Here is a 17,866-nt window from a genome sequence, read left to right as displayed (position 1 = left end):
GAATAGGCAACCCGTGTGATGGTGAGGCATGCTCATGATAGGCCGGTCGAGTTTATGATGACGGGAGTGGCTTCCGGCAGATGGTTCATGGCAGGTTCATGAGGACGGCTGTAGAATTCGGCCCTTGTTTCCCTTCGTGGAAGGTAGGCCACACCGTCAACGGAGCCTCAAATGCAAGTCCAGCCGTTTACAGGAATGATGCCGTCGCAGTTTGCGATCGTTCAACTGGTGTTCGACGAAATCATCCGCGCACCCTGGTTTCAAGACACGCAGGAAACGCGCGAGGGTTGCTCGGTCATGGTTCTGCAGCAGTACCGACGAGGCCACTCCGAGCAGGATGACTTGTTGCGAGAGTGCCTCGCCATTGCCAAGCAGCGATACGCCACTTGAGTTGGCAGTCGGCGCTCCGGTGCTGATTTTGAATACCGCCGGAACATTGCTCATATCCAGGCAGTTTGACTGTGGTGGCAAAAGCAGAGCAAGACAGGCTTGATGCGCTGATCGAGCGCTTTTTGTGGGTGATCGTCGCCCTGATCCTGTTCGTCGCGCTGGCCTTCCGCCTGCCGGGGCTTGATAGCAGGTCGCTGTGGATCGATGAGCTCTATAGCGAATGGTTCTCCTCCAGATCCTTCACCGAGCTTTGGCGCGATGTGCCGCTCTATGAGACGCACCCGCCGATCTATTACATATTGCTCAAGCTCTGGACCCTGATCTTCGGCAATTCCGAGCTTGGTCTCAGAAGCCTGTCACTCGTCGCGAGCCTGGCAACGATCCTCCTCGTCGCGGTTTCCGGCCGGTTGGTGAAGGCGGATTGGCTCGGGAACATGGTGAGCCTCCTCGGCGCTGCCCTCCTCGCGGTGAACTACGCCAACATTCGCGAAGCACAGAATGCACGTCCCTATTCGCTGCTGACCCTGCTTTTCATGGTCGCCATCGTCGCGGCGCTGGTGCTCGTTGCACGTGTGCAGCGCGATCCGAAAGCGGCTGGGAAGACGGGCGGATGGATGGCGCCCGGACTGATCCTCGGCCTGACGGTCGGCTGCACCCTCTGGTTCCACAATACCAGCCTGTTCGTCGCCGTGGGCATCTGGTCCGGCCTGGCCCTGTCGCTCATCGTGACGCCGGCCGAATTGCGGCTGAGGAATTTCGCCATCTTCTTTGGCGCCGGAGTGTTGACGCTCCTCGCCTGGGCGCCCTATGCCCCGATCTTCATCCAGCAATCGCGCACGTTCATGGGCCTGGGCTTCTGGCTGGAGCCGAAGACACGGGATCTCTACAGCGCCTGGATGCTGTTTATCGGAGACAGCTGGCCGGCTCTGCTGCTGAGCATAGCACTCCTGGCACTTGGCCTTTTTCGCCTCGCCCGAAGCGGGCCTGCAATCGCCCTACTGGTCGCAGCGATCCTGCTGATCCCGCTTTATGCCGTACTGGCCGTCAGTTTTTCGCTAAAGCCGGTCTACCTACAGCGCCTGTTCGTGTGGATGATCCCCTTGGGGCTGCTGGTGATCGCGCTCGGCATCGTGACGGCGACACGCTGGCAATGGCCAAGGCTGTTGCTCGCACTTATTGTCATCGCGCTCGCTGTGACTCGCTCGGTCGACGAGAACGGCAAGCCGATCGATGACTGGAAGGGGATCGTGGCCGAGATCGCCAGGAATGCCCGACCGGGCGACGTTGTCATCGCCGCTCCGGCCGAGGGCATCATCGCCGTGGACTACTATGCAAGACGCCAACCGAATTTCCCGCCGGTCGTCTGCGTTCCAGGCTGCTATCCCCAACGCAACCTCCCCCGGCCCTATGGCAGCAATTTCGGCGCTCCGAAACTGATCTTGGCCGACGGAGAGATTGTCGAGCAGGCGCTCAAGACGCACGGCCGCGTCTGGCTCGTCCAGGTCTCCGTGACGCTCTACGATCCCAAGAGCATCGTAAGATCAAGGATCGCGGCCGCCAGAACCTTCGTTCGATACCACGGCAATGCGCTGGCCAAGGTGGAACTTTTCGAGTGAATTCTCCGTTATCCGGGCTAGCGGCAATTGGGCGAACCCACGATGCAGACCGACGATGAGATCAGGGCTTCAGACAGTCGCGGCACCGCCGCTGAAGATGTGTTGGACCCCGCTCTGCGGGATACGGAATTCAACCCCTCGCGCCGACAGCCCGAACCACAACCCGGGGCGCTTCGGCGAAAAGCCGCCGAACTGACCGTCGTGGTTCCCACCTATTCCGAACATGACAACGTCACCGAACTGGTCCGGCGGCTGACGAACGTGCTTGCCGGCGTGGATTGGGAAGTCGTCTTCGTCGACGACGACAGCCCTGATGGCACGTACAAGCTCGCGAAATCGATCGGCGCAACCGATCCGCACATCAGGTGCATTCGAAGGGTGGGTCGGCGTGGCCTCTCAGGTGCCTGTATCGAGGGCATCCTCTCTTCCTCCGCCCCCGTCGTCGCAGTCATGGATGCGGACCTCCAGCACGACGAATCGCTGCTGCCACAGATGCTGCAGGAAATCCGCCAGGGCGCCGACCTCGTGATTGCGAGCCGCTACACCGCCGGCGGCTCAGTGGAACAGGGCTTTTCCGGCATACGGCGCTGGGGCAGCGAAATGGCGACGCGCATGGCACAGACCCTGATGGGCACCCAGGTGTCCGACCCGATGTCCGGCTTCTTCATGATCCGCCGCGAAGCGATCGAGGACCATGCAAAGGCGCTGGCCGGCGAAGGCTACAAGCTGCTGATGGATATTCTCTGGACCGCGGGCAAGTCGCTGAAGATCGTCGAGCTTTCCTACCGCTTCCGCGAAAGGCGCAGCGGCGAGAGCAAGCTCGATGCGCTTGTAACCGTCGATTATCTCGGGCTCATGTTCTCGAAACTGTTCGGCGGCGTGCTGCCCGTCCGGTTCCTGATGTTCGGCGCGGTCGGCGTCTCGGGCATCGCCGTGCATCTTCTCGTGCTCAGCTTCGCGCACTCGACCCTGCATCTCAACTTCGCATGGTCGCAATTCTCGGCCGTGATGGTCGCCATGACCTGGAACTTCGTGATCAACAACCAACTGACCTACCGCGACGCCCGCCTGACAGGCTGGCCCTTCGTCGGCGGCCTGTTGATGTTCTACCTGGCCTGTTCCATCGGCTCGGTCGGCAATGTCGGCGTGGCAAGCTGGATTTATTCCTTCCACGCCACCGCCTGGCTCGCCGGCCTCGCCGGCGCCATCATCGGCTCGGTCTTCAACTATGCCATAAGCTCAGCGCTGATATGGAAGCGCAAGTGAATTGATGGTGGAGCCTGGGGGAAGGTCAGCAACAATTTATGAAATAAAAACAATGGTATTTTATTGAATGTTGGAACCAATTCTGGAAACGGGACCCAGCGATTGCTCAACAGACCGCGAGCGTTGTTGGCGGCGCGATCGATGACATTTTCAATATGGGGTTCAAATTGCAATGCATCATCGATGGCTGGAAGGAAAAGGGGTAACGCTTATCAGCGACGAGGCTTGAACGAGCCGAGCAAATGTCATACCCACTCTGCAAATCGAGTGGGAGATTCATGCCGTGCGACTGTTGCTACACCCAGGATGGTCGAAGACCGGGACAAGCGCGCTTCAAACCTATTTCGCGACGTTTTATGACCGCTATCTGAAGGAAGGAGTCCTCTACCCAAAGGCGGGGCGGTTCATAGACAATGCTCATCACGGGCTTGCATTGGCCGCGGCGCCTAGGGCGGGCCTGGACTTTTCCAGTCCTCTCGACCAGGTTTTAAACGAGATCCTCGCGGAGGTAAGCAGCAGCGGCGCCCAGACCGTGGTGATATCGAGCGAGCTTTCGCCAAACTACTTCGAGATTCCGGCCTTTGATCGACTGTTCGACGCGTTTGATGAGATCGGCGTAATCTTCACCCTGCGTCCCCAGAGCGAGATATTGGTCTCACTCTATAAGCAGCTACTTAAGGATGCGAGCCTAGATTTCAATTCCAGCATTCTGGACCTGTTTCTCGAGAACATCCGGTGGCTGGACTTTGAAACCTCCATATCTCAATGGAAGAACGCTGCGGTGCTGCATCGGCCGAAGCTGGACGTGGTCTTGTATTCTGCCGACGCCTTGATCAAGGAATTCGCTTCAGTCGCTCAACTGCCGGTTTTCGAGTTCCAGCAGCGGCCAAACACATCGCCATCCGATCTGGCGACCGCGGCGCTGGCGAAAACCTTCGATTTTCGCAACTCTGTCGAAAGGCTTGGGATAAGAGAGCAATTTGTAGCGCATGTCATGGAGAATGCCAAAGGCGTTGGGATTGAAGGGTTTCCCCTTACTCGTGACGAACGGGCTTTCATAGACAGGGTCTTTGACCGGTCCAACATGAGGATCGCAAGAGAGTATCTCGGTCGCGAAGTGCTATTCGAGGGGACCGCACGCGATCATGACCATGCAATCATGAATGACGCAACGTTTCAGGCCTTCGCGCGCCTCCTCGTTCAGTCGTTCGACGCGGGAGGTCAGCCATGATCCTTCCCGGGTATTCGAAATTCCATTCGCTCGGGTATCGACTGTTCGGCCCGATTATCTCGCCGGCGCTTGACTGGATCGTAACAGAGGCGGAGCAAAACCCAACCGGGCCTCTCTTGTTCATCGGCCGGGAGGGCTACTTCCTCCGGGCTCTCGCCGATCATCTGCGGGCCGAGCGGCAGATAAGGTCCGAGCAGAACTATCTCTATCTGAACGCTTCACGGAGCTTCCTTTTCAAGTTGCTGCTCAACACGGAGCATGTCAATCTCACCCTGGCCCATTGGTATCGCGGGACAGTCGCCAGCTTCTTTTCGGATCGCTATTTTCTCAACAAGTCGGACTCAGACCGGCTGAGCGGCAGCTTCGGCTATGCCAGCATCGAGTTGCCGCGAGATGCTGACCTCGTCATGGGGCTCATCGAGAAGAACGCAAAGATCATCGGCGAGCAGACGGCAAAGAAGCGCGGCGCCTATCTTGCCTACCTCAATGGGCTTGTGGGTGACGGGGAACAGCGCTTTGTCGACGTCGGGTTTTCCGGCACCATACAGAAGTGCATCGGTGCTCTAACGGGGGCGCCTACGATCGGGTATTATTTTTACAAATCCAAGAGCTTCAACCAGCATGCGCCGCCCGGGTCCCATATCGGCAATGGGTATTGGTCTAACGAAGCGGAGTTCGGGAAGCAGGATCCTCTCATCGATTTCTCGATGGTGCTGGAAAGCCTGCTGACGGCACCTTGGGGAACTCTAAGGGATATTAAGCCCTACGGCGCCAGGAGCGAATGCTTCGTCTATGACGATTTCGTGCCCAATCGGGAACAATTCTATGTTCTCGAGGCGATAATCGCCGGCGTCCGTCAACACATCACGGACTTCGTCCGGGCGGGAATGTCGGGAGAGGCGTGGAGCGATCTCGTCGACGTAAGGATGCTCTATGACCTCATCCTTCGTTTTGATGGGTCGGAGGAGATGACTGCGCTTCGCAACCTGTTCGAAATTGATGACTCGATCAGTGGCTTCGGGAAGGTCAAACCATTCGAATTCTTACCGGGGCTTTGACATGAAGGTCGTGAAGGGAGCGCAATCCGAGCGCACAAAGATCATCCGTGGGCTGGTGAAGCACAAGGCTTTTGATCACCAGTTCTATTCGACATCGTACATGAAAGGCGCCGCAGACCGCCAGACCGCCGCTGAGCATTTCGTGGCCCACTCGGCCTTGGATTACCGGACACCGAACCCAAGGTTCGATGCCTGGGCGTATGCCGCGAGCAATCCGGACGTGAGGGAAAGCGGATACCATCCGTTTGTGCATTTCCTCGCCCATGGAGCGAAAGAGGGCAGGAAGGTGGCGCCGCTCTCCGCCCCGAGCTACCAGGACGCCGTGACCATCAGTGAACTCTGCGCCAGCAAACAGCGTGTTCGTAATGTGCGCATCGCCATTATGGTCCACCTGTTCTACGAAGATTATCTACCGCTCCTGGTGAAGCGCCTAGACGCGTTCCCTTATCCGTTCGACCTCTTCATCAGTTGCAGGAGCGATGCTGCCAAAGAGGAGGCATTGGAAGCGCTCGCGACGTCGAAACAGGGACATCTGTCGGTTGAAGTTGTCCCGAACCGGGGTCGCAACATCGCGCCTCTGCTGGTCACGTTTGGACGCCAATTGGCCGACTACGATCTGGTCGGCCACGTGCACACAAAGAAGTCGCTGTACACCGGCAGCGAAAAGCGAGAGTGGAGCAACCACCTGTTTTCCGGCGTGCTGGGAACTCCGGATTACGCCGAGGGTGTGATTAAGGCGTTCCTCTCGGACGAAAAACTGAACATAGTTTCATCTGAGATCTTTTACGATTTGCCTTTTTGGGCGCTCCACGAACTGAGTAATTCGGACAAATTGAGAAGCCTAGCCCAGCGTTTGGAGGTTTCGACCGGGGGAGAGTTCATCGACTATCCCGTTGGGGGGATGTTCTGGACCCGGGGTAGCGTCCTGAAGCGATTGCTGGGCCTCAATCTGGATTTTGAGAGTTTCGACAAGGAAGCCGGGCAAATCGACGGGACGATCCATCACGCGATTGAGCGGCTCCTTGGCCTGGTCGCCGCTGAAAATGGCGGTCGCTTTCTCAAATATTCTCCGCGCCATGGGCTGCTTTATGCCGACAATAACCAGTGGCTCCGGCTCTACGAAAAGCTGAAGAGAAGCGACCTCAACAACGCGATGACTGACGCCGAGGTGTGCTCGTTCGACTTCTTCGATACGCTCATAGCGAGGAATGCGGCTGAGGTTGAGGAGGCCAAGATCCTCATCTCCGAGCGCCTATCGGATCGCTCGTTCGGCGAACATGCCGACTACCGGGCGTATCGCAATGCGTCCGAACTGGCGGCGCGCGAGCGAAAGAACTGGCAAGGGGATGTGGGATTCCTCGAAATAGCGAGAGAAATGACCCGGTTCGATGGGGTTTCTCTTGATGACGCCCTTGAATGGCTTCACGAAGAAGCGCGCGCAGACATATCGATATTCGAGCGACGCGAGGCCTTGGTTCGGCTGTACGACGGTCTCTTGGCCGAAGGGAAGCGTGTGATCATCGTGTCCGACACCTTCTACAATCGGGCCTTTATCAAGGATGTGATGACCGCGCTCAAGATTCAGGGGCCTAGCGAGTTTTACCTTTCGTCTGAGCTCGGGAAGCGCAAGGATCGCGGAGATCTTTGGGCGCACGTCGTGAAGTCTGAAGGCGCCGGCATTTGTCACGTGGGAGACAACGTTGTGAGCGACGTCCAAAATCCAACGAATTTCGGCGTTACGTCCTTCTTCGCAGCTAAGATGTATGACAAGGCGAGATGGATGGGTGTTCTTAAGGGCCGTCCCGACCGGAACAACTGGAAACTCGTAGCGCCAATCGTCCGCTCGCTCGGCGATGAGCCATATTTTTCATGATCGTGCCAAGGTAGCAAAAAAGGATCACGGTGTTAGACCACTCCAGCAATGCAATTTAAGGATGCTATGAATGGTTGCTATGTTTTCGGTTCCTGTTAGCGAGGTCGTGGACGTTCCAAGTCGGGCCGATTGGAATATCTTCAGGTCCAGCCCGTTCATGAGGACGCGCGTCGACGCCGAAAACGGTCTCGTCAAATATCCATTTCCATGCTCGGTCCACGCCTATTGCGGCTGCTGCAACCGATTTCAGCAGATGGAGATCAGCGGAAAACACGGGAGGATAACGCCGGAAGGCTACGTGGCCATCGCGTTCAGCGAAAGCGTTGTCTGCCCCGTCTGCCGCATCAATGCACGCATGCGGTTCGCCTGTGAGCAGTTGCGTGGGTACACGGAAAAGACCGCGAATCCGAAAATCTATCTGACCGAGAAGAAGACGCACCTTTTCCAGTCGTTGCTTGCCAACGGCTTCGACTGTGTGGGGAGCGAGTGGCTCGGGGCGGACAAGGTGCCAGGCGAGACATACGACGGCATCGAGCATCAGGACGTGCATGCGCTGACATTCCCGGATAACACCTTCGATGTCGTAATGTCGCTCGATGTCCTGGAGCATGTGAACACTCCCGGCGAGGCGATATCAGAATTGTTGAGAGTGCTGAAACCGGACGGTTTGGGAATAGTCACTTTTCCGTTTTTCGCTGAGACGGACAAGAGCGTCGTCAGGTCGAGGATCGCTCCGGACGGAACCATTCAGCATGTCAAGCCGGCAGAGTTTCACGGCAATCCCCTGGGCGGGGGCTCGCTCGTATTCACCGAGCTGTCGTGGGACTTCATCGCTGGACTGCAAAACAAGTTCGGCAGCGCCATCAGGTTCGTAAATTATTGGTCGATCCACAGCGCTCAGTTGGGTTTGCATCGCTTCGCGTTGCTGCTGAGTAAATAGGTCACCGCGCGTCGAATACCTCCACAAAGGCTCGCTTCAGCGGGCCTTTTCTTTTCAAGGATCATCATCATGACAAGCAAATGGCTCGGCCTTGGGGCGACCCAGGGATGCCGGCTGCCGCGCTGACTCTCCCGCGCTAAACGAAGGGACAAATCGAAATCAGGTTGAAGTCTCAGCCATGAAATGCGACCTGCGGCGTGCGACAGCAGCGGAACTATGAGCGAGGCGGCGGGCGACGCCAGAAGATCAATCTACGCTAAAGCCTAAGCCGCCCAGCAGAAAACGCCAATGTTGGAACAAAGGCGACTAAAAGCGCGATGGTGGGCCCGGAGGGACTCGAACCCCCAACCAAGCGGTTATGAGGCGGACGGCGCGTCGGTAACATGGTGTTGCATGTTGTATCATTCGGTATCGAACCGTCTGACAGCATTGACCTTTTCCCGTCCACGCGCTTCCATCAGCCTCAATCCCGCTAAGGAGACCGCCGCGGCAGTTTGTTGACCACCCTGTTGCCCACGAAAGGCCGTTCCATGACCCGCCCACGCCCGCTTTCCGAGGAGAAGATAGAGTCGCTGACGCTCGCGCCCAAAGGCCGCCGCTACGAAGTTCCGGACGTGGCCGTCCCGCACCTGTTCGTGCGGGTCGGCGCCCGAAGCAAGAAATACGTCGTTCTGGCCCGGTTCGCCGGCGCGAAAAATCCCACCCGCAAGACCCTCGGCGACTTTCCGAAAATGCCACTCGAGGCCGCCCGCGCCAAAGCGCGGAAATGGAAGGAGGACCTCGACAGGGGTCTAGACCCCAGGGCGCAGGAACTGCTGGCGAAGCGGGAGATCGCGATCGAAAGACGGCGCACCCTCCGGTCGGTCCTGGAAGACTACATCGTCTACATCCCGACGAGGCCCCGCAACCGCCACGCGGCGGCCGATATCGCGACGCTGCAGCACAACGTCCTCTGTTCCGCGCACCGCGCGATACTCGACAAGCCGATCATCAAGGTCACGGACGAAGACCTGGGAAACATCGTCATCGCAGTGCGCGACAGACCCGCGCCCGCCGTGGCGCGCAACGTGCTTTCGTTGCTGCGGGGCTTCTATTCCTGGGCTATGTCCCCGCAACGGCGGAGAGGCTACGGCCTGTCGACAAAAAATCCCCTCGCGGCTGCGACGCCGAAGCATCTTGAGGTGACAGGGAAACACCGCACCGCGATGCTCCGCGGCAACGAGTTGCGCGCGTACTGGCGCGCGGCCGACGACACGCCGTATCCTTACGGCCCGTTCTTTAAAGCGGTCCTGCTGAGCGGCGTGCGACGCGAAGAGATGGTGGGCGCGCGCTGGTCGGAAATCGACTGGGAACGGAGGCTGTGGACCGTACCGGAAGTACGCGTCAAGAGCACCGACGCCGGTGTCTTCATACATCTCGTGCCGCTGGGCAAGCGTTTGCTCGCGCTGTTCAGGAGCATTCGGCAGGCCCAGGAGGAGAAGCACGGCGACTGCATCTTCAGTACGACGAACGGGCAGATGCCCATCAACGGTCTGTCCAATGCGACGGAAATCTTCCGCGAGCGGATGCAGATTAGGCTGTGGGAGATCGATCCCGACGCGACTGTCTCGTCGTGGGTCATACACGACGATCGCCGTATCGTGCGATCGGCGCTGTCGGCGCTCGAAGTTCCCAAACCCGTGGCGGAAGCGATTCTCGCCCATCGTAAGAAAGGCATCGACGCGATCTACAACCAGTACACCTACCTGCCCCAGTCCCGACAAGCGCTCAACCGCTATGCCGAGCGCCTCGCGGCGATCGTCGACGGGTCGGTGGACGACTTCGTGGACGACCCGCTGGAAGAAGACTGAGACGGGGATCGTCGATCGGGCGGAGGAACAGCTATGATCAGCCGGGAAGACCTTTACGAACTCTTATGGAGCAAACCGGCATCGAGAGCCGCCAGTACGCTGGGCGTCTCCGGCAGCTATCTCGTACGTGTCTGCAGGAGCCTGGCCGTCCCGCGACCTCCAAGGGGGTACTGGCAGAAGCTGGAAGTCGGACGGGCGCCGCCGCGCGCCGCTTTGCCTCAAGCCCCTCCGGGGACCCCGCGTTGCTGGCGCAAAGGAGAACCGATCGTGCGGCAGCCGGGCGCTCTCCGCAAAAGCACCACGCGCCCGCCTGCGCCCGCGCCGGCGCCCCCCGTCCTTCGAAAGAGGCGGATCGTCCATCCGCTCGCGAGGGACGCCGAAGAACAATTGAGGCTGGCGGTGGAGCACGCCGGTTATCCCCTGATTCCACGCCGGAAGCTCGTAGCCGATGTCACAGTCTCGTCAGGGGCGCTCACCAGAGCCGTCCGGCTCGCCGACGACCTCTACCGCGGCCTCGAGGCACGTGGCCACCGGGTGACGATCGCCGCCGCGTTCGAGGGATTCATCCGGATACCGACCGATGGCACCGGGCCCGGCGGAGCGGACGGGAGGAAACGAGCCTGGTCGCCCCTCCGTCCGACAGTCGCCTACATCTTCGGCGTGCCCGTTGGTCTAGCGATCACCGAGACGTACGACACGGCCCGAATGCGATACGTCGGGCATGGCCGGTTCATCCGCGAGCGAGACTACCGGGAAAAGGACCATGTCGGACCGACATGGTGGGTTGACAGAAGAGTTCCCACCGGCCGCCTGAGCCTCATCGCTTACAGTCCCGTTCATCGGGTGCCATGGTCATGGCGCTGGACCGAAACAACCGAGCGCCCAATGGGCAAAATGCTCGAGGAAATCCTGTTGAGACTGGAGAGCGGTGCCCTTGATTTCGGCTCAAGGCTCGATAGCGTCGAAACGTGACGCGAAGTTCGGCACGCTGGTTTCGGTACGGTCCCCGTGCGTTTTCTCGTCTTGCTCCTTCCCCCGGTCCTACGGGCGTTCTTCATCCGGTTTTTCGTGCGGCCGTGCGGCCTTGTCAGCCAGCCACCTGTGCACCGCGGGAATCGAGAAGCCGATGCGCCCCCGCCCCTCGGTCAGCTCGACAGGCGGGGGGAAGCGCCCGTCCTCGACCATCCGCCAGATCGTCTGGCGGGACAGCGTGGTAAGCTTGCAAACTTCGCGAACGGTATAGTAGCCTCTCAAGTCGACCGTCATCGCCGTCTCCGTTCCAGTCCTTTTAGCGGATGGATTCCGCACCGGACAGGGATCGTGGCCGGTCGACGGGGCGGCGTCAAACACGTGCACGGCGCACAAAAACAGTATCGAGAATGCTTAGAAGTCTTGGAAAAACGGTTTATGCCGGCTTTTTCTGTCAGGTTTTGGCGGTATTTCCGCCGCTTTGACGCGGAGCTTTTTCGAGTGGGTCCAGACGCATTCGCGGCCCCTGTCGCCCAGGACCAAGATGCACCGTGGCTGCCGGCCGGGAGAAGCCCGCCCCGAAACGTCAGCGTTCATGGCTTGGGGGAGCGCGGTTCTCCCGCAGCGCCCTCTCTTCGTCCTCCACCGTCATGAACCGCACACCCGCGCCTTGGGTCCCCTCGCGAGGGAAAATCCGGACGCCGGCGGCCTCCAACGCCTCCGCGACCTTCTGACGAGACGAATAGTTCCGCGCCTGCTCGTTGCGCTCCATCAGTCCGATTGTGTTACGGGAAACGTTCGCCCTCGCGGCCAGTTCAGAGATGCTCCACCCGAGAAGCGCCCGGGCGGCCCTGATCTGCGATGACAGAGCGTACATTCTCATAGACACGACAAATCAAGCAATGGCGACCCTTGTCAAACTTGTGCATGGTGCACGCTTTTAGATACGGAAGTGATCAGAATTGGTGGACGCCGAGTGTTCTGCCGGCTACGAACGGGAAGTGCAAGCGCGAATGATTCGGGAACCACGAGGCCGGAAGGTCAGCCGTCATTGCCTGCGTTCAAGCACCCGACACGTCATCACCGTTGAGGAGGCGGCTACACGAGCCCAGCAATCCAATGAAGCGACCGCATCCAAGTTTTCGGAACCAGCCGCCGACCTACGTCGCTTGCAGCATCCACGGCTTCCTGAAAGCCTGGTTCCGGAGTGAGTGGTTCCGCACGCCGTCGTGCATCCTTGTTCGAACGTCGTACGACACCCAATGCCAAAAGCCGACCCTTTCGAGTCCTCGGTGCTCGGGTACCTCAGGTGCCGCATTCACGGCCGGGACGAGATCAGTCGCAGCGGGAAAACAATGCCAACAACGTCAACCGGTAAACGCCATGAAATACGATCCAGACCCTGACCACACCGCCGCGCGGCTTCAAAGGCTTTCGGACGACTTCCGGAAATTCCGGACCCCGGAGTATTTCCAGTCGCTTACCCCGGAAACGACCCTTTCGAAATGGGCACTCACCCCAGTCGTCACTTTCGGTCTCCGGGGGGAAGTTGCTGGTCACCCTGAACTGCGAGATGGCCCGATCGAGACATCGCAGCTGTTCTTCATCGATCAGAAGCTCGGCCTCGCGCGGACGCTTTCGCGCTGGTACCGACTTGGGGCGCCTTTGGACATTGGGCCGAACAGGACGAGGCAATGACATGAAACGAGGTCCCATCGAGTTCCGGTCGATCATCGCGGCATACGCATGGTGTGCGCTCCGGCGGTGTTTGCGACCCTTGCATAGGCGGGACGTCGGCTCGATGGCCTGTGTCGTCCTGAATGACCAGTCTCTCACCGGCTATTTCGAGAACGCCGCGAACCTCCTCATGTCCGGGACGACGCGCACTGTGCGTTTCGGAGACGACGAAGCGGTCGCGCAGAAAGTCCGCAAGGGCAAGCCGAACCCGACGGCGATGATGGTGGACCTCGAATTCAGGAAGTCCCTGTTCCTGTTCGAATCCGAAGACGACGTGCCGCGAGTGTTCAGGGCCTCGGCAAATGTATTCGCGACGATTGGCGCCCCGGACAGCCGGTTGATCACCGCGGCCGTGTATCATTTCCGCTCGGTGCGGATCAGTCGCGGCGATGCCGAGTTCCTGACGACCATCCCCTTACATGAGGTCGCCGTCGCCCTGCGCAAGGGAGTGCCAGTCCAGCGGGGAATCGCCAGCCTACGCGCGAACAATCGCGGTGAGAGCGTGACCACTCCGTCTGTGATCGAGCCGACACCTGCGATCCGCAAGCTTGAAAGCCTGCATGGCTACGGCGGCGCGATCGATTGGGGTCTGCAATTCTGCAGGGACATCGCCGATTTCAAGGCCGGCAAAATCGGGTGGGACTCGGTCGATCGTGGCCTGCTGCTGTTCGGGCCGCCTGGCTCCGGCAAGACCCAATTCGCCCGGGAACTTGCGTATGCCGCCGACCTGCCTCTCTTCGTTGCTTCCTACGCCCAATGGCAATCTCAAGGCCATCAGGGCGACATGCTCAAAGCCATGCGCCAGTCGTTCAAGGAGGCAATCGAAAACGCTCCGTCGATCTTGCTCATCGACGGGCTCGACTCCATGATGAGTCGTGAAACGCGACTGTCTGATAATTCCAACTACAATCGCGGGGTTGTGAATGGTTTCCTCGAGTGCCTCGATGGTCTGAATCGACGTGATGGGGTCTTGGTAATAGCAACGACCAACGAGGTCGTAGTCGTCGATCCCGCCATCCTTCGGTCAGGCCGCATCGACACGCACATCGAAATCACTTTGCCGGACGCGGAAGCCCGTTTCGGAATTCTGGAGCGTTATCTCGGCTTCCCTGTCGCTGAGGATCACAAACCGACCATCGAAAGGGCGACCGAACACAATTCCGGGGCAGACCTGGAAGTGCTCGCTCGGAAGGCGCACCGTTTCGCAAGGGCCGTCGGCGTGAACACGTCCATTGATCATCTCATGCATGCGTTGCCCAGCGTCAGGACATTGCCCGTCGAGACATACCGCGCGAACGCTCTTCACGAAGCCGGCCACGCCGTCACAGGTCTCGCGGTGGGTCGTACCATCGTCGATGCGAGGATAAGCGACACGTACTACGAGGGCCGCCAAGTCCAGTCGATGGGCATGGTCCGGTTTGAAACCCTGACGCAACACCGTAGGACTCGCGACGTGATTTTCGGCGAATTGCTGATTGCGCTGGCGGGTATTGCCGCGGAAATCGTCGTCTTAGGCCGTCATGACGAAGGCGCCGCGGGTGCGGTCGGCTCGGACCTCGAGATGGCGACACGCCTCGCGACGACGCTGGAAGCGGTCAATGGGATGGGTGACACCCTCGTATCCGAACCTTATCGGGGTGAATCCGAGCTCCGACGCGTACGGGAGACAAATTCCATCGTCTGGCAGCGTGTCGAAAAGACGCTTCATGTGGCGCTCGATCAAGCGAAGGATTTGATCAAGGAAAATCTGGACCCCGTCCACGCGATAGCCCAGGAGCTGCCGCGGGCCAAGTCTCTTACAGGAGATGAAATCCAGACGCTGCTGTCGGACAAGTCGCTTACGATAGCGATGTTCGAAGTCTCCGCCCGCGACGGTCTACGGAGGTCGGCATGAAGCTCTGGATTTTCTCCGATCTTCACCTTGAGTTCGGCTGGATGGGTCTGGAATTCGAGGTCCCGGAAGCCGACATCTGCATTGTGGCTGGCGACATCGACGTCGGAGGATCGTCTCGCAGCATAGAGTTCCTGGCGGAACACATTCCTCCCGACATGCCTATAGTATTCGTCGCTGGAAACCACGAGTACTATCGGTCGTTCTTGTCCGACGGACTTGTCGCGGGCATTTCGCGCGCAGCCGTCCACCCAAACATTCATTTCCTCGAAAACGGCGCCGTGGACTTCGGCGAGGTCTCGATCGCCGGGGCAACGCTTTGGACGGACTTCGAGCTCATGGGGTCGCGCGACCTGGCAATGCAGGAGTGCAACAGACTGATGAACGACTATCACGCGATCAACTGGTCGAAGCGGCCGTTTTCCAGTTTGAGACCCATGCATACCGTCAGGAAGCACGTGGAGAGCCGGAGGTATCTGGGCGGGTTTCTCGACGCGAATAGGGACCGGAAAACCGTGGTGGTCACACACCACGCCCCGAGCATGAAATCCATCGCTTCCAGATTCTCCGAGAGCATTTATTCTGCTGCATTCGCGTCCGATCTCGAGACGATGATCCTCGATCGAGGGCCGGACTTTTGGATACACGGACACGTCCATCACAAGCTGGACTACTGGATCGGCGAAACCCGGGTCATCTGTAACCCGCGGGGATATTACGGCGACCCCAACTTCGCGGACTTTGAAATTGGCATGGTGATCGAATTATGACCGGCAAACAAGGGTTGCAACCGATAAGTGATGACGAGCGCCTGATATTCGACGAGTTGCTCCGCGACGTCGGGGACGTCGAATTTGAGGCGACATACCCGCTCGACGGAGAGTTCTTCACCGTGTGCGATGGGGGTCGAGAGTATTGGTATCATCGGGGACCCCAAACGAACTTCGCCCTTCCTGGTGGTCGTAGTCGTCCGCGCTACGCAGGACAGTGCCGCGATCCAGAGATCGAGGATCGAATTAATCGGGCAAGGGGTGCAAATGTCGACACGTTCCGCCTGCGCAATGGCGCCGAGACGCTGCGCCAACGGGGGTGGACGAGTCCCACGCATATGGAGGGTCGCGTTCTGAAGGCGCTTTCCGAGGCTGGTGTGTTTCGCCTTCGATCGGTTCTCGTCGGTTCGGTTGCCTATCAGGCTTATAGCGGGCTACTCGGGTTCCGGCTTCCTTGCGCGTCACTCCGCACAGATGACGTAGACATCGCTGTGGACTTCGGTATTTCCAATTCCATCGATGATACTTGTGACGACATTCCGGCAGCTCTGCGAGCTGTCGATCCTTCATTTTCCCCAAAACCTCACCTAAATGACCATACGATGATGGCGTCGTTCAAATCCTCGACCGATTTTCAAGTCGAGTTTCTCGCGACGCATAGGGGGTCGGACGAACATACAGGGCGTTTGTCGCCTCTCCGCTCGCTCGGGCCGCACATGGCCGGTGTTCCGCTGCGATATCTAGATTTCCTTATCAAGCATCCCGTGAGATCAATGGTCCTCTTCGATTCCGGAATTGGCGTGACAGTCCCAGCCCCAGAACGCTTCGCTGTCCATAAACTGATCGTCGCCGCGAGTCGGAGAGCCGGAAATCCCAAGATTTTAAAAGACTTGGCGCAGGCATCTGAGCTGATCAATGCCCATGCTGAAAAAGGGTGGATCGGAAGGCTAGAGTTGGCTTGGGTGGAAGCATGGGCGCGAGGAGGTTCATGGCGAGCCAAACTCGCAAATTCGTTGAAAAAACTGGACAAAACAACGCAGATGCTTCTCCCCCATTGATCCGGTTGATCTGAACGCGGTTCTACATTCAATGCCGAGGATATCCGGGACGGCAACTATGAGCAAACGGCAGTCAATGCGGCTGCCGCAGAACTAGGTATTTTGCTAAGTCGCCAAAATTGGCTACCAAACAAAGACAACCTCCTGAGGCTCCTGCGGGACATCCACTATGCTTGACTTTGATCCACTATATTCGACCTCCCAGATTAGGTCGATCGAACGGTTCATTGATGAGCATTATGCTCTGGGAGCACCGGTTTCTTGCCGACTAATTCAACGCGGTTTGAATGATGTCTATCTTGCCAGCGCGGGCAGCAGCGAGCGTTATGTTTTCCGACTTTCCCACCGACGTGCGCGTGGGCCAGCCGACGTCAAGAGCGAAACGGCATTCCTCACCCATCTGTCAAAGTCAGGAGTTCCGGTCGCCGTGCCCATTGCGACACGCGATGGCACTTTCTTCCTTCAGGGGCAAGCGTCGGAAGGTGCGCGCGACAGTGTGCTCTTCAGGGCGATTGATGGCCGAGAACCGCAAGCGAGCGACGTCGGCGATGCTTGGGCGAATGGAAAGACTCTCGCTCTGCTACACAATGCGGCCGAGACATTTCCTTCTGACGGGGCGATGTATCGGCTCGACCTCGAACACTTGCTGCATCGACCGATCGCGCGAATACGCGATAGCGGAATCGTGGACGAAGCGCAGGTCTTCAGCGATCTTGAAGACATTGCCGAACGGACTGGAAGGGCGATCCAGGCGTTCAGCAACTTGACTTGGATATATTGTCATGGGGACTGCCATGGCTTCAATTCGCGCATCAATGAGGCTGGTGAAGCGGTGTTTTTCGACTTCGATGACGGAGGACCGGGATACCTCGCCTATGATCTTGCGGTTTTCCTGTGGGCAAAAATCTCCTTTGGTCGGAGTTTGACCGCTGTGTGGCATGCCTTCTTGGACGGATATCGGGCGATCCGGCCGATAACTCCGGACGACTTCGAAGCAGCCGTTCGGCTTGTGACAGTTCGCCACTTTTGGCTGATGGGCGAGTACGCAACCCGAGCGCAAGAGTGGGGAAGCAACAGTGTCGGTTGGATTGAACGGGAGGCAGGTTTTCTCAGGGCGTGGGAGACCGAGCAATTTAACGATCGTCTATTCTGAACTCGGCTTTCCGGGTAGGCATGAAATGAAGGATGGCGGTTTCGGCCAAAACGCGCCGAGACGT

Annotated in this window: 16 protein-coding genes; 14 read left to right on the top strand and 2 right to left on the bottom strand. The window is 58.7% G+C overall.

Annotation, left to right across the window (positions count from 1 at the left end):
- The first annotated feature begins 171 nt into the window (after positions 1-171).
- The 9 genes from ACSQ26_RS05015 (at position 172) to ACSQ26_RS04975 (ending at position 11,196) form a co-directional block, all read left to right on the top strand.
- Positions 172-390: a hypothetical protein gene (locus ACSQ26_RS05015; RefSeq protein WP_436006873.1), complete on the top strand. Its 219-nt coding sequence runs from the start codon at positions 172-174 to the stop codon at positions 388-390.
- Between the two features lie 71 nt (positions 391-461).
- Positions 462-2,006 carry a glycosyltransferase family 39 protein gene (locus ACSQ26_RS05010; RefSeq protein WP_436006871.1) on the top strand — a complete coding sequence of 515 codons (1,545 nt, stop codon included), beginning with the start codon at positions 462-464 and terminating at the stop codon, positions 2,004-2,006.
- Positions 2,007-2,048: 42 nt separating this feature from the next.
- Positions 2,049-3,272 (top strand): glycosyltransferase, encoded by a 1,224-nt coding sequence (locus ACSQ26_RS05005; RefSeq protein ID WP_436006869.1) that lies wholly within the window; start codon positions 2,049-2,051, stop codon positions 3,270-3,272.
- Positions 3,273-3,555: 283 nt separating this feature from the next.
- Complete coding sequence (locus ACSQ26_RS05000) at positions 3,556-4,503, top strand: hypothetical protein (RefSeq protein WP_436006867.1); 948 nt, start codon at positions 3,556-3,558, stop codon at positions 4,501-4,503.
- Entirely contained in the window at positions 4,500-5,561 is a 1,062-nt protein-coding gene (locus ACSQ26_RS04995; protein WP_436006865.1) for a hypothetical protein, read from the top strand. Before ACSQ26_RS05000 ends, ACSQ26_RS04995 begins: the two co-directional genes overlap by 4 nt.
- 1 nt (position 5,562) lies before the next feature.
- Entirely contained in the window at positions 5,563-7,434 is a 1,872-nt protein-coding gene (locus tag ACSQ26_RS04990; protein WP_436006863.1) for an HAD-IA family hydrolase, read from the top strand.
- A gap of 70 nt (positions 7,435-7,504) precedes the next feature.
- Positions 7,505-8,374, top strand: coding sequence for a class I SAM-dependent methyltransferase (locus ACSQ26_RS04985; protein ID WP_436006861.1), 870 nt, complete (start codon positions 7,505-7,507; stop codon positions 8,372-8,374).
- Positions 8,375-8,904: 530 nt separating this feature from the next.
- The gene (locus ACSQ26_RS04980) at positions 8,905-10,224 is read left to right on the top strand and encodes a tyrosine-type recombinase/integrase (protein ID WP_436006859.1); all 1,320 of its coding nucleotides are present in this window, start codon (positions 8,905-8,907) and stop codon (positions 10,222-10,224) included.
- Positions 10,225-10,611: 387 nt separating this feature from the next.
- Positions 10,612-11,196 carry a hypothetical protein gene (locus ACSQ26_RS04975; protein WP_436006857.1) on the top strand — a complete coding sequence of 195 codons (585 nt, stop codon included), beginning with the start codon at positions 10,612-10,614 and terminating at the stop codon, positions 11,194-11,196.
- Positions 11,197-11,265: 69 nt separating this feature from the next.
- On the opposite strand, the gene ACSQ26_RS04970 is transcribed toward ACSQ26_RS04975, so the two are convergent.
- A complete protein-coding gene (locus ACSQ26_RS04970) occupies positions 11,266-11,490 on the bottom strand; it encodes a helix-turn-helix transcriptional regulator (RefSeq protein ID WP_436006855.1) in 225 nt (74 codons plus the stop codon).
- 289 nt (positions 11,491-11,779) lie between these two features.
- Complete coding sequence (locus ACSQ26_RS04965; protein ID WP_436006853.1) at positions 11,780-12,070, bottom strand: helix-turn-helix domain-containing protein; 291 nt, start codon at positions 12,068-12,070, stop codon at positions 11,780-11,782.
- 242 nt (positions 12,071-12,312) lie between these two features.
- Between ACSQ26_RS04965 and ACSQ26_RS04960 the strand changes: the two genes are divergently transcribed.
- From ACSQ26_RS04960 to ACSQ26_RS04940, 5 genes are all read left to right on the top strand, one after another.
- Positions 12,313-12,891 carry a DUF6634 family protein gene (locus tag ACSQ26_RS04960; protein WP_436006851.1) on the top strand — a complete coding sequence of 193 codons (579 nt, stop codon included), beginning with the start codon at positions 12,313-12,315 and terminating at the stop codon, positions 12,889-12,891.
- Between the two features lie 103 nt (positions 12,892-12,994).
- The gene (locus ACSQ26_RS04955; protein ID WP_436006849.1) at positions 12,995-14,824 is read left to right on the top strand and encodes an AAA family ATPase; all 1,830 of its coding nucleotides are present in this window, start codon (positions 12,995-12,997) and stop codon (positions 14,822-14,824) included.
- The gene (locus ACSQ26_RS04950; protein WP_436006847.1) at positions 14,821-15,591 is read left to right on the top strand and encodes a metallophosphoesterase; all 771 of its coding nucleotides are present in this window, start codon (positions 14,821-14,823) and stop codon (positions 15,589-15,591) included. The genes ACSQ26_RS04955 and ACSQ26_RS04950 overlap by 4 nt, the downstream gene beginning before the upstream one ends.
- Entirely contained in the window at positions 15,588-16,649 is a 1,062-nt protein-coding gene (locus tag ACSQ26_RS04945; RefSeq protein ID WP_436006845.1) for a GSU2403 family nucleotidyltransferase fold protein, read from the top strand. The genes ACSQ26_RS04950 and ACSQ26_RS04945 overlap by 4 nt, the downstream gene beginning before the upstream one ends.
- 169 nt (positions 16,650-16,818) lie before the next feature.
- Positions 16,819-17,802, top strand: a complete 984-nt coding sequence (locus ACSQ26_RS04940) for a phosphotransferase enzyme family protein (RefSeq protein ID WP_436006843.1) — start codon at positions 16,819-16,821, stop codon at positions 17,800-17,802.
- Positions 17,803-17,866: the final 64 nt, after the last annotated feature.

The organism is Rhizobium sp. LjRoot254, from assembly GCF_964254105.1.
Lineage (GTDB): Bacteria > Pseudomonadota > Alphaproteobacteria > Rhizobiales > Rhizobiaceae > Rhizobium_E.
Note: the sequence above shows the minus strand (reverse complement) of the source record. Positions and strands in the feature narration are given on the sequence as shown.

Excerpts from the sequence above, each read along its gene's own strand:
- ACSQ26_RS05015 (WP_436006873.1), top strand. The coding sequence starts at position 172 with ATGCAAGTCCAGCCGTTTACAGGAATGATGCCGTCGCAGTTTGCGATC.
- ACSQ26_RS05005 (WP_436006869.1), top strand. The coding sequence starts at position 2,049 with ATGCAGACCGACGATGAGATCAGGGCTTCAGACAGTCGCGGCACCGCC.
- ACSQ26_RS04995 (WP_436006865.1), top strand. The coding sequence starts at position 4,500 with ATGATCCTTCCCGGGTATTCGAAATTCCATTCGCTCGGGTATCGACTG.
- ACSQ26_RS04990 (WP_436006863.1), top strand. The coding sequence starts at position 5,563 with ATGAAGGTCGTGAAGGGAGCGCAATCCGAGCGCACAAAGATCATCCGT.
- ACSQ26_RS04985 (WP_436006861.1), top strand. The coding sequence starts at position 7,505 with ATGGTTGCTATGTTTTCGGTTCCTGTTAGCGAGGTCGTGGACGTTCCA.
- ACSQ26_RS04980 (WP_436006859.1), top strand. The coding sequence starts at position 8,905 with ATGACCCGCCCACGCCCGCTTTCCGAGGAGAAGATAGAGTCGCTGACG.
- ACSQ26_RS04970 (WP_436006855.1), bottom strand. The coding sequence starts at position 11,490 with ATGACGGTCGACTTGAGAGGCTACTATACCGTTCGCGAAGTTTGCAAG.
- ACSQ26_RS04965 (WP_436006853.1), bottom strand. The coding sequence starts at position 12,070 with ATGTACGCTCTGTCATCGCAGATCAGGGCCGCCCGGGCGCTTCTCGGG.
- ACSQ26_RS04960 (WP_436006851.1), top strand. The coding sequence starts at position 12,313 with ATGAAGCGACCGCATCCAAGTTTTCGGAACCAGCCGCCGACCTACGTC.
- ACSQ26_RS04955 (WP_436006849.1), top strand. The coding sequence starts at position 12,995 with ATGGCCTGTGTCGTCCTGAATGACCAGTCTCTCACCGGCTATTTCGAG.
- ACSQ26_RS04950 (WP_436006847.1), top strand. The coding sequence starts at position 14,821 with ATGAAGCTCTGGATTTTCTCCGATCTTCACCTTGAGTTCGGCTGGATG.
- ACSQ26_RS04945 (WP_436006845.1), top strand. The coding sequence starts at position 15,588 with ATGACCGGCAAACAAGGGTTGCAACCGATAAGTGATGACGAGCGCCTG.
- ACSQ26_RS04940 (WP_436006843.1), top strand. The coding sequence starts at position 16,819 with ATGCTTGACTTTGATCCACTATATTCGACCTCCCAGATTAGGTCGATC.